The organism is Streptomyces sp. NPDC111507, from assembly GCF_055638955.1.
Genome location: NZ_JBVKBU010000002.1, coordinates 460,744 through 475,327, shown reverse-complemented (window position 1 = coordinate 475,327; position 14,584 = coordinate 460,744). Strand labels below are relative to the sequence as shown.

Below are 14,584 nucleotides of genomic sequence, written 5' to 3'. Positions count from 1 at the left end.
CGAACATCCCGAACTACCGAAAGTCCCGAGAGGACCTTCCCGCGTGACCTCGACACTTCCCGCGGTGACCACGTCCACGGTCCCCGCGACGCGACCCGCCGCGCCCGACATCGTCCACGACCACCCGCCGCTCCGGCGGCTGCGCACCTCGCGCGCCGACCTGCTGCTGTGCGGCGCCCTGCTGCTGGCGATCATCGTCGTGCAGGGCTGGAACATCACCGACTACCCGACCCTCAGCGACGACGAGGGCACCTATCTCGCCCAGGCATGGGCCGTGCAGCAGGGCAAGGGCCTCGCGCACTACACGTACTGGTACGACCACCCGCCACTGGGCTGGATCCAGATAGCCGCCCTGACCTGGATCCCCGCCCACATCAGCCCTTCGCTGATGACGGTCGGCTCGATGCGCGTCGCGATGCTCGTGATCAGTGCCGCCAGCGCGGTCCTGCTGTACGTCCTCGCGCGCCGTCTCTCGCTGCCGCGCTGGGCCGCGGGCCTCGCGATGGTGCTCTTCGGGCTCTCCCCGCTGTCGGTGGTGCTCCAGCGCGAGATCTTCCTCGACAACATCGCGGTGATGTGGACGCTGCTCGCGTTCTGCCTCGCCGCGTCCCCGAGCCGGCACCTCTGGCACCACTTCGGGGCGGGCATCGCGGCCGCGGCCGCCGTGCTCACCAAGGAGACGATGCTCGTCGTCCTGCCCGCGCTCCTGGTCACCATGTGGCGCCACGGCCACCGCGACACCCGCAAGTTCGCGCTCACCGGAGCCATCACCGCCTGCGTCCTGATCGGCCTCGCGTACCCGCTGTTCGCCCTGCTCAAGGGCGAGCTGTTCCCGGGCGCGGGCCATGTCTCGCTCTGGGACGGCATCACGTACCAGATGAGCCGCCCCGGCTCCGGCTTCATCCTCGACCCCGGCTCCGGCTCGTACGGCGTGCTGCACTCCTGGCTCTACTACGACCGGGTGCTGATCGTCGGAGGCCTCGCCGGAGCGCTGCTGCTCCTGGCCACCTGGCGCTGGTCCGTCACCGCCCGCGCCCTCGCCGGACCCGCCCTCACGGTGGCGATCCTCGCCCTGGTGGCGCTGCGCCCGAGCGGCTATCTGCCCGCGATGTACATCATCCAGGCGCTGCCGTTCCTCGCGCTGGTCCTCGCCGGAGGCGCCGCCAGCCTCGCCCATCTGGTGCTGCGCAGGTGGCGGAGCGACGAGGAGAAGCCGTACGTCACCTGGGGACGGCGGGTGACGGCGGCCGCGCTCGTGGCGGTCGCCGCGCTCTATGTGCTACCGCACTGGTACGACGGCGACCGCACCGCCGTGACCGCCGACGCCAACGCCCCCTACCGGGCGGCGGCCACCTGGCTGAAGACCGAGGTCCAGGACCCGGCGGACACCCGGGTCCTGGTCGACGACGCCCTCTGGCTCGACCTGGTCCACGACGGCTACCGGCCCGGGCTCGGCGTCATCTGGTTCTACAAGGCGGACCTCGACCCCGCGGTGACCAGGACGATGCCGCGCGGCTGGAAGGACATCGACTACGTCGTCGCCTCCCCGACGGTGCGGCGTGACGCGGTCGACCTGCCCAACGTCAAGGCGGCCATCGAGCATTCGACGCCGGTCGCCACCTTCGGCGAGGGCGCCGACCGGATCGAGATCCGGCAGATCGACGAGAGCACGGGGAACACCATGACCACGACGACGTCCGGGGGCAGTCGATGAGCAGCTTCGAGAGCACCGTCCCCGAGGAGCTCGGCGATCCCGCCGTACGCGCCGCCACCGCGAGTGAGCCGGAGGGGCGCGCCGGTGTCGAGAGGGCGTGGAGGTCCCCCCGCTCATGGGGGTCCCCCCGCTCGAGCGAAGTCGAGAGTGGGGGAGAAGTCGAGAATGGGGGAGAAGTCGAGAATGGGGGAGAAGTCGAGAATGGGGGAGAAGTCGAGAATGGGGGAGAAGTCGAGAATGGGGGAGCGCGGAGGCCCGAAGGGTTGAGCACGATCGCCCTCTCGACACCGGCTGGAGCGCCCCGGAGGCGAGCCGAGCGCGAAAACGAAGTTCCCGAGCCGGGCGCCGTCACCATCGTCGTACCGACGTTCAACGAGTCCGCGAACGTATGGGAGTTGCTCCAGCAGATCACCGAGTCGGTGCCCGCGCGGCTGCCCTGCGAGGTCGTCTTCGTCGACGACTCCACGGACGACACACCCGAGGTCATCCGCGAAGCGGCGAAGGACTGCCCTTTCCCGGTGACCGTCCTGCACCGGGAGGAGCCGGTCGGCGGACTCGGCGGCGCGGTCGTCGAGGGGATGAAGGCGGCCGGGTCCGACTGGATCGTCGTCATGGACGGCGACTGCCAGCATCCCCCCTCGCTGGTTCCGGAGTTGGTCGCCACCGGTGAGCGGGCGAACGCCGGGCTCGTCGTCGCCAGTCGGTACATCAAGGGCGGCAGCCGCGAGGGCCTCGCGGGCGGTTATCGCATCGCCGTCTCGCGCGGCGCGACCTGGCTGACCAAGACGCTCTTCCCGCGCCGGCTGCGCGGTATCAGCGACCCGATGAGCGGCTTCTTCGCCATCCGCCGCAGCGCGGTCACCGCCGAGGTCCTGCAGCCGCTCGGCTACAAGATCCTCCTCGAACTCGCCGTCCGCAGCCGTCCCCGCGCGGTCACCGAGGTGCCCTTCGTCTTCCAGGACCGGTTCGCGGGCGAGTCCAAGTCGACCGCGCAGGAGGGCTTCCGGTTCCTGCGTCACCTCGCCGGGCTGCGCACCGCCTCGCCGGTCGCCCGGATGGTCGTCTTCGGTCTGATCGGCGCCACCGGCTTCCTGCCGAACCTGATCGGCCTGTACGCGCTCACCGCCGCCGGCCTGCACTACGTACCGGCCGAGATCCTCGCCAACCAGTTCGGCGTCGCCTGGAACTTCCTGCTCATCGAGCATCTGCTGTTCCGCGAGCGCCGAAAGCACCGCAACTGGTGGGACCGGGTGGGCCGGTTCGCGCTGCTCGCCAACGCCGACCTGGTGCTGCGCATCCCGCTGATCGCCCTGTTCGTCGGCCACTTCGGGATGGGCGCCCTGTCCGCCACCGCGCTGGCCCTGGTGATGACCTTCGTCCTGCGCTTCGTGGGCACCGAGGCGCTGGTCTATCTGCCGCGCCGCAGCAGTGGGGCCCCGGGTGGGAGTCACACAACTAGGAGAGCCGCGTGAAACATCTCGCACGACCCAGACGGAGAACCTCACTGCTGGCGGTGGCGGGCCTGGCCGCCGGGCTGCTGCTCGTCTCGCCCCAGCCCGCCTCCGCCGCCAACCTCGTCACCAACCCGGGTTTCGAGACCGACGGCACGGACGGCATGCCGTACTGCTGGGAGAGGTCCGGCTGGGGCGACAACGACTTCACCTTCTCCACCGTCGCCGATTCCCACTCCGGCTCCAAGGCCATGAAGGTCACGCTGACCCGGCGCGTCGACGGCGACCGCAAGGCCCTCATCACGGAGTCCGCGACCTGCGCGCCGGTGGTCACCGCGGGCAAGCAGTACGACCTCGGCCTCTGGTACAAGACGACGACGCCCGACGCCGCGATCACGCTCTTCCGGCACGACACCACGGTGGGCTGGCAGTACTGGACCGACCTCAAGACGCTGGACATGGCGGCGGGCTGGACGCAGGCGAGCGTCCGTACGCCCGCCGTCCCGGCCGGTACCGACCGCATCACCTGGGGCGTCTCGGTGTACGGCACCGGCTCGGCGATCACCGACGACTACACGATGGAACAGGTCTCCGACCCGATCCCGCCGGCCACCTGCACCGCCGGCGCCGACGAGTGTGCCAACGGCCGCTGGGACGTGCTGCCCACGCAGAACCCGGTGCGCTCCATGCACTCCGTCGTCCTCAACAACGGCAAGGTGCTGCTGATCGCCGGGTCCGGCAACAGCGAGGAGAACTTCGACGCGGGCACGTTCACCAGCGCGGTCTACGACCCGGTGAAGGGCACGTACAAGGTGATCCCCACGCCGAAGGACATGTTCTGCTCGGGTCACGTCCAGCTCGCCGACGGGCGGGTCCTGGTGATGAGCGGCAACAAGGCGTTCCCGGTCGCGGGCGGGCACGGCTACGAGGGGTACAAGGACTCGTACATCTTCGACCCGGTCACCGAGACGTACAGCAGGACGAACGACCTGAACGACGGCCACTGGTACCCGTCGGCCACCGAGCTCGGCAACGGTGACGTCATCTCGTTCGGCGGACTGCGCGAGGACTCCACCGGGTCGGTGACGGCCGAGCGCTGGTCGGCGGCGCAGCAGAAGTGGCTGCCGTTCACGCAGGTCAACCAGACCTGGTCGTACTGGGGTCTGTACCCGTCGATGATCCTGATGCAGGACGGCCGGCTCTTCTACTCGGGCAGCCACGTCTTCGGCAACGGCACGCCCGGCACGGGTTCGGCGATCTACGACTACGACGCGAACACCGTGACGGCGGTCCCCGGGCTCCAGAGCAAGGACGAGCGCGACCAGTCGGCGAGCGTGCTGCTGCCCCCGGCCCAGGACCAGAAGGTGCTGACGATCGGCGGCGGCAACATCGACTCCAACCCGGAGGCGAACCGGCTCACCGACATCATCGACCTGAAGGCCGCGAACCCGGCGTACACGGTCGGCCCGCAGATCCCGCAGGGCACGGTCGACCTCGGCAACGGCAAGGTCGCCGAGACCGGCAACCAGGGCAAGATGTACGTCTCCGCCGTGCTCCTGCCCGACGGCAAGGTGCTTGAGACGGGCGGTGGCCTGCACAACCGCGCCAACCCGGTGTTCGAGGCGTCGATGTTCGACCCGGCGACCTCCACCTTCGATCCGGTGGCCGCCGACCCCGAGGCGCGCGGCTACCACTCCTCCGCGTTCCTGCTGCCCGACGGCCGGGTGATGGCCACCGGTGACAACCCGGGCAACGGCACCTGGAACCACAACGTGTCCATCTACACCCCGCCCTACCTCCTCAAGGGCACCCGTCCGACGATCACGTCGGTGATCGACAACGAGTGGGTGTACGGGGACACGCAGCGCATCACGGTCGACCGGCCGATCGTGAAGGCCGAGCTGATCCGCCCGGCCGCGGTGACGCACTCCTCCGATCCGAACCAGCGTTTCGTGGACCTGCCCCTGTCGGTGGACGGCAACAACGTCGACCTGAACGTGACGAGCAACCCCGACATGGCCCCGCCCGGTTGGTACATGCTCTTCGCGGTGGACGCCAATGGGGTGCCCTCGGTCGCCGAGTGGGTGCACCTCCAGGGCCCCGCCGCCCTGGCCACGGACACCGCCTCGGCGCATGTCCACTCCTTCGCCGACTCCCTTGAGGGCACGGTCACCAAGGGCGGCAAGAAGCGGACCTCGCAGAAGGTCAGCACGACGATCTCCGGCTGCGACCGGCACTACGGCACGATCAACGTCTGTGTGCCGACCGTCTTCCCGGACGGCGTCAAGAAGACGACGGCCTCGCGCTGCGCGTGGCTGAAGACGAACGACTACGGCCGCCTGAAGGTCAACGGCAAGGACGACCCGCTGGGTCTCGACCCGAACAAGGACGGGCTGGCCTGCGGAGCCAAGGATCTGAGGCGGCCCTAGGCATCCAGGGCCTGTCCGCCGGGCAGGTCCTGGCTCCCGAACTCGGTGAGGGCGCGCTCCACGATGGTCTCCAGGCTGTCGTGGTGCGCGCCCTTCCAGTAGGCGCGCCCGCACTCCTGGCACTGCGCGAACACGTCGTAGGACCGCTCGGTGCCGCCTTCCAGCTGGTCCACGACCTGCTCCTTGGTGGCCTCCTCGAGCAGGCCGTTGCAGGCGGTGCAGCGCGTCCAGGGCCTCAGCTCGGGCGTGAACCGACCCAGTACGTCGCGGAGTTGGTCGTCGGGCCGGGTGCTGTAGATGAACGCGCCCGCCCACAGCTCGCGGCGGCGCAGCAGGCCCCGGTCGCGGCTGAGCATCACGCGCCGTTCGGCGGCGGAGCGCGCGGCGAGGGCCGGGTCGCCGATGTCCGTCGACTCGTACGCCGCGTCGACCCCGAGGAGGCGCAGCCGGCGCGCGAGGGTGCCGAGGTGGACGTCGAGGAGGAAGCGGAGCGGGGCGCCGGGAACCCGCTGCGGGCGCTCGACCGCCCGTACGTCGACGCTCTCGCCGGCCCCCGGGAGGTGCGAGACGGGCACCTCGCGGCCGTCCACGACGAGGGCGCCGACCTCGGTCAGCGGGACGCCGAGCGACTCCACGACATGCCCGAGGGTGGAGGAGCCGTCGGTGGCGACCGCCGTGGCTCCCGAACGGCGCCCGTGCGGTACGAACATCCCCAGCTCGGGGGCGAAGGCGACATGGATCTCCGGTCCGTTCACCCGGTCAGGATGTCACGCCGGAGAGCCCCGGCCTCAGGGGTTTTCGGCGGAGAGACCGTGTTCCAGGACGTCCATCGTGCGGTCCACCAGGTCCTTGAAGTCGTCCCGGTGGTCGTTCTCCGCCCAGTACAGGGACGTCTCCATCAGGCCGCCGATGATCGCCATCGCGTAGACCCGCACCTCCAGGCTGTCCGGGTCCCGGCCGGTGCGCTCGCCGATGGCCTGGCAGAGCATGGTGCCGGTGACCGACATGCTCTCCATCATCCGCGAGCGCACCGCCGGGACCTGGACCATCAGGTGGGTGCGCAGCCGGGACATCTCGGGGTCGTCCTTGAGGCCGAGCCGGATGGCCTTCTGCATCACGTACCGGAGGGTGTCCATCCACGGCTCGTCCATGGGCCGGGCTCGCAACTCCTCCATGATGAGCGGGTCGTACTCGTCCGTGAGGACGATGTCCTCCTTGGTGGGGAAGTAGCGGAAGACGGTCGACGGTGACACCTCGGCGCGCTCGGCGATCTGCTCGATCGTCGTCGCGTCGTACCCCTGTTCCCTGACGAGCGCGTACGTCGCGGTGCGGATCGCCTCGCGGGTCTTGATCTTCTTCCGCTCGCGCAGGCCCAGCTGAGGGCGGTCGGCGGGGCTGAAGGGGGAGGGTGCGGCCGTCATGCCGTTCATTGTCCGGCATCCGCCACAACGGTGGCCATGGCCGGGTCGTCGTCCTCCTTCGTGGCCTGCGTGACCGGGGTGTTCGGCAGGAGCGCCGCGGCCAGCAGGGCGGTGACGAGGGCCGCGATGCCGCACACCAGCAGGACCAGGCCCATGCCGTGGACGTACGCGCTGTTCGCGGAGGCCGCGAGGTCGGCCGAGCCCGCCTTCTGGGCGACGATGTGGGCCGCGACCACGGACTCCCCGGCGGTGTCGGCGGCCTTCGCGGGCAGACCGGTGACGTCGAGGCGGTCCCGGAAGGTGCTCGCCAGCAGGCTGCCGAGGAGGGCGATGCCGATCGCGGCGCCTACCTGGCGGGTCGTCATGAGGAGCCCGGCGCCGCTGCCGGCCCGGTCGCGAGGCAGGGCGCCGAGGGCGCCGTCCATCGCGGGGACGACCGAGAAACCGAAGCCGAAGCCGGTGATGGACAGCCACAGCGCGGTGAAGCCGTAGCCCGAGTCGACGGTCGTACGGCTGCCGAGGAGCGCGGCGAAGGCCAGCACCACCAGGCCCGCGCAGACCACCGCGCGGGAGCCGAACCGGGCGACGACCGGCTGGGCGGCCCGGGCCGCGACGATCAGGCCGCCCATCATGGGCAGCAGCCTGACGCCGGTGCCGAGGGCGTCGTTGCCGAGCACCGCCTGGAGGTACTGCGGCAGCACGAACAGCAGGCCGGACAGGACGAACATCACCAGGGTCGCCGCGAGCGTGTTGAACAGGAATCCGCGGTGGCTGAGCAGTGACATGTCGAGCATGGGGCGTTCCATGCGCCGCTCGCGCAGCACGAGGGCGGCGATGAGGACCGCGGCTCCGGCGAGCATGCCCACGATCAGCGGGTCGCCCCAGCCGCGGCCGGGCGCCTCGATGATCGCGTAGATGAGGGAGCCGAGGCCGGCCGCCGTGAACGCGGTGGAGAGGGTGTCGACCTTGGGGGAGGCGGGGTCGCTGGTCTCGGGGAGCAGGAAGACGCAGGCGGCGATGCCGATCGCGGCCATCGGGATGTTGACCAGGAAGACCGAACCCCACCAGAAGTGGTTGAGCAGCCAGCCGCCGATGATCGGGCCCAGCGGCAGGCCGAGCGACGAGGCGGCCGAGATGATGCCGACGGCCTTGGTGCGCTCGTCGGGGCCGAAGAGCGAGGGCAGTACGGACAGGGCGAGCGGGGTGATCAGGGCCGCGCCGACGCCCATCACCGTGCGGGCCGCGATGACCCAGTTCACGTCGCCCGCCAGAGAACCGGCCACGGAACCGGCGAGGAAGATGCCGAGCCCCACGACCAGCATCCGGCGCCGTCCGAAGCGGTCGCCGAGCAGTCCCGCCGGGAGCATCAGCGCGGCGAAGACGATCACGTACGCGTCCGCCATCCACTGCTGCTGGCCGGTGGTGGCGCCGAGTTCGCCCGCCATCGTCGGCAGGGCCACGTTGAGGATCGTCGTGTCGAAGCCGAGCGTGAGCATGCTCGCGACCAGGGCCCCGAGGGCCCACCAGCGATGGGGGTCCCCCCGCTCGAACGAAGTTGAGAGTGGGGGAGGGTCGCGCCGCACACCGTCGTCTTGAGTGACAGTAACCATGAAATGAGAGTAACTATCAAAAGATTGTGAATGTCAATGGGAGGCAACTGTCAGGGCATACAAAAATGGCCACGGCTCGGAAGCCGTGGCCATGAGGAGAGGCAGGGGGGTGTGTCACCCGTGCTGGTAAGCCACCAGTGAGATGCCCACGTAGTGCACGACGAACGCCGCGAGGGTGAGGGAGTGGAAGACCTCGTGGAAGCCGAACCAGCGGGGGGAGGGGTTGGGGCGCTTGATCCCGTAGATCACACCGCCCGCGCTGTAGAGCAGTCCGCCGACGATCACCAGGACCAGCACGGCGATGCCGCCCGTGCGCATGAAGTCCGGGAGGAAGAAGACGGCCGCCCAGCCCATCGCTATGTAGCAGGGGGTGTAGAGCCAGCGCGGGGCGCCGACCCAGAACACCCGGAAGATGATCCCCGCCGCCGCGGCGGCCCAGATGCTCCACAGGAGCCACTGCCCCTTGGCGCCGGGGAGCAGCAGCATCGTCAGCGGTGTGTACGTGCCGGCGATGATCAGGAAGATGTTGGCGTGGTCGAGTCTGCGCAGCACGCCGTCCATCCGCGGACTCCAGTTGCCGCGGTGGTAGAGCGCGCTCACTCCGAACAGGAGGCAGGCCGTCAGCACGAAGATCCCGCAGGCGATGCGGGCCCGCGTGGAACTGGCCAGAGCGGTGAGGACCAGGCCGGAGATCAGGACGGCCGGGAACATGCCGAGGTGCAGCCAGCCGCGGAGCTTGGGCTTGACCGGATGCGACGGGGAGAGCGCCGCGGGACTGCGGCCTGCGGCCGGCGAGTCCGTGGGCGCGTCGGGGACGGGCGCAGTCATAGGCGGAATCCTACCTACGGAACCGTAAGTTACGTGTCAGTACGGCGCACTGAACAGCCAAGAATGGCCATGTTCTCACGAGTGCGGCGCGAGGCAGCGTCCACGCAAAAGAACCTTCAGCTGAACCCAACGTGTACGCAAAGAATCACGGATACACGTGGCGATGGTCACTCCGCTCACGTGTGCGGCCCTCTGGACATATGGGCGAACCCGTCGGATGATCAAATGAGTGCGGTCGACACCGGATGAGCGCCATGGGTATCCACACCCCCGAAGCGTCCGGGTCGCAGCCCCCACGGGGCCTCAATAAAAAACCCCTCATCTAGGAGCAATCGTGGCGCGCGACATCGCGGCTCCCTCCACCGTCCCCACCCAGCACAAGGAACTGATCTCGTGGGTCAACGAGATCGCAGAACTGACCCAGCCGGACAACGTGGTCTGGTGTGACGGATCCGAGGCCGAGTACGAGCGCCTGTGCGAGGAGCTCGTTCACAAGGGCACCTTCAAGAAGCTTGATCCGATCAAGCGCCCGCATTCCTACTACGCCGCTTCCGACCCGACCGATGTCGCGCGGGTCGAGGACCGGACGTTCATCTGCTCCGAGAAGGAGGAGGACGCGGGCCCGACCAACCACTGGAAGGCGCCCGCCGAGATGCGGGCCATCTTCACCGGAGAGGGAGAAGCGGGGGAGAAGGGCGTCTTCCGCGGCTCGATGAAGGGCCGGACGATGTACGTCGTCCCGTTCTGCATGGGCCCGCTCGGCTCCGACCTCTCCGCGATCGGCGTCGAGATAACCGACTCCGCCTACGTCGCCGTGTCCATGCGCACCATGACCCGCATGGGACAGCCCGTCCTCGACGAGCTCGGCACCGACGGCTTCTTCGTGCGTGCTGTGCACACGCTCGGAGCGCCGCTGGCCGAGGGCGAGGCGGACGTGCCGTGGCCGTGCAACTCCACCAAGTACATCTCGCACTTCCCCGAGTCCCGCGAGATCTGGTCGTACGGATCGGGCTACGGCGGCAACGCGCTGCTCGGCAAGAAGTGCTACGCCCTGCGCATCGCGTCCGTCATGGCGCGGGACGAGGGCTGGCTCGCCGAGCACATGCTCATCCTCAAGCTGACCCCGCCGCAGGGCGAGTCCAAGTACGTCGCCGCCGCCTTCCCGAGCGCCTGCGGCAAGACCAACCTCGCCATGCTGGAGCCCACCGTCTCCGGCTGGACGGTCGAGACGATCGGCGACGACATCGCGTGGATGCGGTTCGGCGAGGACGGCCGGCTGTACGCGATCAACCCCGAGGCCGGTTTCTTCGGCGTCGCGCCCGGCACCGGTGAGCACACCAACGCCAACGCGATGAAGACGCTGTGGGGCAACTCCGTCTTCACCAACGTCGCGCTCACCGACGACAACGACATCTGGTGGGAGGGCATGACGGAGGAGACTCCGGCCCACCTGACCGACTGGAAGGGCAACGACTGGACGCCGGAGTCCGGTACGCCCGCCGCCCACCCCAACGCCCGCTTCACCGTCCCCGCCTCGCAGTGCCCGATCATCGCGCCCGAGTGGGAGGACCCCAAGGGCGTGCCGATCTCGGCGATCCTCTTCGGCGGACGCCGCGCCACCGCCGTACCGCTGGTGACGGAGTCCTTCGACTGGAACCACGGCGTCTTCCTCGGCGCCAACGTGGCCTCCGAGAAGACCGCCGCCGCCGAGGGCAAGGTCGGCGAGCTGCGCCGCGACCCCTTCGCCATGCTGCCGTTCTGCGGCTACAACATGGGCGACTACATGGGGCACTGGGTCGACGTCGCCAAGGACAAGGACCAGGCGAAGCTCCCGAAGATCTACTACGTGAACTGGTTCCGCAAGAACGACGCGGGCAAGTTCGTGTGGCCGGGCTTCGGCGAGAACAGCCGTGTCCTGAAGTGGATCGTGGACCGTCTCGACGGCCGCGCCGAGGGTGTCGAGACCCCCATCGGCATCCTGCCGGCCAAGGGCGCCCTGGACACCAAGGGGCTCGACCTCTCCGAGGCCGACCTCGACTTCCTGCTCACCGTCGACAAGGACGTGTGGCGCGAGGAGGCGGCACTCGTGCCCGAGCACCTCAACACCTTCGGCGAGCACACCCCGAAGGAACTGTGGGACGAGTACCGCGCGCTGGTGCGGCGCCTGGGCTGAGTTCCGAGTGGGCGGCGGCCTCGCGGCTGCCGTCCACCCCTGAACTCCGCGGCCGGTCCGACTTGCCCTGACCTGCGACGTCGTCAAGACCGGCCGCGGTGACCGAGGCGAGGCCGGGAGGTCTCTCGCCGTACGTGAACGCCGGAGGGGGCGAAAACCTCTCGGTGCCATTTCTCGTATCACCTCCGCCCGGACGGGCGTTTCGCGGGACACTCGGGACATCCTGCAAGGAACCCCGAAACGAGGTGAGCGGGGTGCGCACACCCGTCAGTGACCCCATGAAGATCGGCCCGTACCGCATCGTGGGGCGGCTGGGCTCCGGCGGTATGGGATGGGTGTACCTCGGCCGCTCGCCCGCCGGGCGCGAGGTCGCGGTGAAGGTGGTCCGCCCCGAGCTCGCGGCGGAGGGCGAGTTCAGGGAGCGCTTCGCCCGCGAGGTCGCCGCCGCCCGGGTCGTGAGCGGCGCGTACACCGCCGCCGTGGTCGACGCCGACACCGAGGCCGAACTGCCCTGGCTCGCCACGATGTACGTCCCCGGACCCTCGCTCGCCGAGGCGGTCCGCACCGACGGCCCGCTGCCCGAGCCGCAGGTACGACGGCTCGGCGCGGGCCTGGTCGAGGCACTGCAGGCCATCCACGCCGCCCGCGTGGTGCACCGGGACCTGAAACCGGCGAACGTGCTCCTCGCCTCCGACGGGCCCCGCGTCATCGACTTCGGGATCTCCCGTGTCGACGGCGCCCCCGGGCTCACCCAGGTCGGCGTCGTGGTCGGCACCCCGCCGTTCATGTCGCCCGAGCAGATCAAGGGGGAGCGGGTGGGGCCGCCGAGCGACGTCTTCTCCCTCGGCGGAGTGCTGGTGTACGCGCTCACGGGCCGCCCGCCGCACGGCAGCGGGGAGGCGGTGCGCTACCGGGTCGTGCTCGCCGAGCCCGAACTCGACGGCGTACCGGCGGGAATGCGGGAACTCATCGGACACTGCCTGGCCAAGCGGCCCGAGGACCGGCCTCGACTGGCGGATCTCCTCACGGAGTTGCTGGAGCTTCCGGCCAAGTCGGCCTCCTGGCCGCCGCCCACCGTGGCCCGCAGTATCAAGGCGCGCACCCGTGAGCTGGCGGTCCGCCGCGGGGCCGGTACGAGCGTGTCCGTGCCCTCGTGTCTGCTGCTGCACGCCCAGGCGCTGCTGGACGCCGGGCTGACCGACGCGATGGTCGCCGAGGCGGTGGGCCGTGGCGGCGTCTGATCCCTTTCCCGGCCGGGAGTCCGTTCCCGCCAGGGACCACGACATTCTCGAAGTCGGCGCGCACTGGCGCCGGTTGGTGCAGAACTGGGTCGCCCGACGCAATTACCACACCGAGACCGACACCGTTTCCGTGTCCCTGCAATTCGATCTCAAGGAAACGGGACGGATGATAACGGTGCGTTTCATGACCACCAAAAGACTTCTGGTCGCCTTCGCGACGGACGGTCATTATCTGCGCCAGGACCAACTCGCGGTCGCCGCCGCGGCATCGAACGCATGGAATACCGAACAACTGAATCCCATGTTGTCCGTGTGGGACGTACGAGGACCGCGCCCCTGCCTCGCCGGAGTCTGCGACCTGCCGCTGACCTGCCGGATGACCCAAACGGATTTCGATGCCTTGGCCAGTGATTGGGTGGAACGGGCGCGGCAGATGTTCACCCGCTGCCATCAGGTATTCAAGTTGTAGAAGTGAGAACCGGCGTGTGCCCCGGACCCCTTCCGGGTGCACGCCGGTTGCCCCCACTATTGGGCGAGTGCCTTTCAGGCCACGGGGGGTTGCCCATGAGGCGTTCGCTGTACTTCATCGGGATTCTGGGAATGCTGGCCACTCTGGTGTCGGCGGGGACGACGACGGCGGCCGCGGCGTCCTGCGAAACGGACTTGCCGGCGCGCCTGAACTGCTGGTTCCGCTGGATCGGCGCAGGCACCTTCGTGGTCACCCTGAACGACGCGCTGCCGTTCGACGGGGACGAGCGGGCCCGCCGGAGCGTCGAGCGGAAAGTGGTGACGACCAGCCGCAGCCACCTCATCGTCGAGGTGCCGGCGAACCAGCACACCGGCCCGGGCGGCACGGCCCTGCTGCTGCTCGCGGGGGTCCGCTGGGTGGAGGCGAGCGCCTACATCGACCGGCTGTCGCCCGAGGCCGTGCAGGACCTGAAGGCCGTGGGCGCCTGCGACGTCGACAACCGCGACGACCTGTGTGCCCGCCTCGCCACCCGCTCCCTGCGCGGCAGCGACCTGATCAGGGCGGACGCGAGGAGCGACCGCTCCCAGCACGCCTACTCCGTCGACGCGCCCGCGCCCACCGACCCGGCCACCGGCACGCCTCCCACGACCCACGCCGCCTCCGGGCAGGTCAAGGACACGAAGTCCACGGGCCCGCTCTTCGACAAGAAGACCACCGCGCTCACCGCCCTCTGCGCCCTGCTCGTCCTGCTCCTCACCGCCTTCCTGGTCCTGGTCCGCCGCTCCTCCCGGGGCCCCGCGACCGCGACCGCCGCCCCCCACCACGCCACGTCCGCTCCCACGCCCCCCGCCTCGTCCGCCGCCGAACCCGCCACACAGGCCACCGCACAGGCCGCCGCACAGGCCACCGCACCGGCCGCCGCACCGGCCCCGCGACCCCCGGCGTCCGACGAGCCGACCACCCGGCTCAGGGCCGCACCCGCCCCCCGCCAGGGACGCGAGGCCGGCGAGGGGAAGGAACCCGCGCGGACCGCCGTCGTCCGTACCGAACTGCACCCCCAGGGCTATGTCGAACTGGACCACGTCCTGTACCGCGCGGTCTGGTCCGACCCGACGAGTCCGCCGCCCCTGCCCGGCGGACTCGTCGACGTCACCGACGCACGCGAACGGGACTCCGACGTCCTGCACGCCTTCCCCACGGCCGCCGGGCGCCACGACCAGCACATGCGGCCCTGAGTTCGCACACCAG

The 14,584-nt window shown here is 69.8% G+C and carries 11 protein-coding genes; 7 read left to right on the top strand and 4 right to left on the bottom strand.

The window, feature by feature from the left end; all coding sequences use genetic code 11:
* The first annotated feature begins 43 nt into the window (after window positions 1-43).
* From ACZ7M2_RS09630 to ACZ7M2_RS09620, 3 genes are all read left to right on the top strand, one after another.
* Window positions 44-1,714, top strand: coding sequence for an ArnT family glycosyltransferase (locus ACZ7M2_RS09630; protein ID WP_471594794.1), 1,671 nt, complete (start codon window positions 44-46; stop codon window positions 1,712-1,714).
* Window positions 1,715-1,986: 272 nt separating this feature from the next.
* Window positions 1,987-3,186, top strand: a complete 1,200-nt coding sequence (locus ACZ7M2_RS09625) for a glycosyltransferase (RefSeq protein ID WP_471595213.1) — start codon at window positions 1,987-1,989, stop codon at window positions 3,184-3,186.
* A gap of 143 nt (window positions 3,187-3,329) precedes the next feature.
* Window positions 3,330-5,594, top strand: a complete 2,265-nt coding sequence (locus ACZ7M2_RS09620) for a galactose oxidase-like domain-containing protein (protein WP_471595212.1) — start codon at window positions 3,330-3,332, stop codon at window positions 5,592-5,594.
* Here ACZ7M2_RS09620 and ACZ7M2_RS09615 read toward each other — a convergent pair.
* The 4 genes from ACZ7M2_RS09615 to trhA all read right to left on the bottom strand — a co-directional run bounded on the left by ACZ7M2_RS09615 (window position 5,591) and on the right by trhA (window position 9,453).
* A complete protein-coding gene (locus ACZ7M2_RS09615) occupies window positions 5,591-6,349 on the bottom strand; it encodes a Mut7-C RNAse domain-containing protein (RefSeq protein WP_471594793.1) in 759 nt (252 codons plus the stop codon). The genes ACZ7M2_RS09620 and ACZ7M2_RS09615 overlap by 4 nt on opposite strands.
* A gap of 33 nt (window positions 6,350-6,382) precedes the next feature.
* Window positions 6,383-7,015 carry a TetR/AcrR family transcriptional regulator gene (locus ACZ7M2_RS09610; RefSeq protein WP_471594792.1) on the bottom strand — a complete coding sequence of 211 codons (633 nt, stop codon included), beginning with the start codon at window positions 7,013-7,015 and terminating at the stop codon, window positions 6,383-6,385.
* Window positions 7,016-7,020: 5 nt separating this feature from the next.
* Window positions 7,021-8,625, bottom strand: a complete 1,605-nt coding sequence (locus ACZ7M2_RS09605) for an MFS transporter (RefSeq protein WP_471594791.1) — start codon at window positions 8,623-8,625, stop codon at window positions 7,021-7,023.
* Between the two features lie 114 nt (window positions 8,626-8,739).
* Window positions 8,740-9,453, bottom strand: a complete 714-nt coding sequence (gene trhA / locus ACZ7M2_RS09600; RefSeq protein WP_054234786.1) for a PAQR family membrane homeostasis protein TrhA — start codon at window positions 9,451-9,453, stop codon at window positions 8,740-8,742.
* Between the two features lie 334 nt (window positions 9,454-9,787).
* On the opposite strand from trhA, the gene ACZ7M2_RS09595 reads away from it, so the two are divergent.
* From ACZ7M2_RS09595 to ACZ7M2_RS09580, 4 genes are all read left to right on the top strand, one after another.
* Window positions 9,788-11,626 (top strand): phosphoenolpyruvate carboxykinase (GTP), encoded by a 1,839-nt coding sequence (locus ACZ7M2_RS09595; RefSeq protein ID WP_352049832.1) that lies wholly within the window; start codon window positions 9,788-9,790, stop codon window positions 11,624-11,626.
* Between the two features lie 254 nt (window positions 11,627-11,880).
* Complete coding sequence (locus tag ACZ7M2_RS09590) at window positions 11,881-12,867, top strand: protein kinase domain-containing protein (protein ID WP_471594790.1); 987 nt, start codon at window positions 11,881-11,883, stop codon at window positions 12,865-12,867.
* Between the two features lie 43 nt (window positions 12,868-12,910).
* Window positions 12,911-13,336, top strand: coding sequence for a hypothetical protein (locus ACZ7M2_RS09585; protein WP_470052459.1), 426 nt, complete (start codon window positions 12,911-12,913; stop codon window positions 13,334-13,336).
* Between the two features lie 95 nt (window positions 13,337-13,431).
* A complete protein-coding gene (locus ACZ7M2_RS09580; protein ID WP_471594789.1) occupies window positions 13,432-14,571 on the top strand; it encodes a hypothetical protein in 1,140 nt (379 codons plus the stop codon).
* Window positions 14,572-14,584 lie beyond the last annotated feature (13 nt).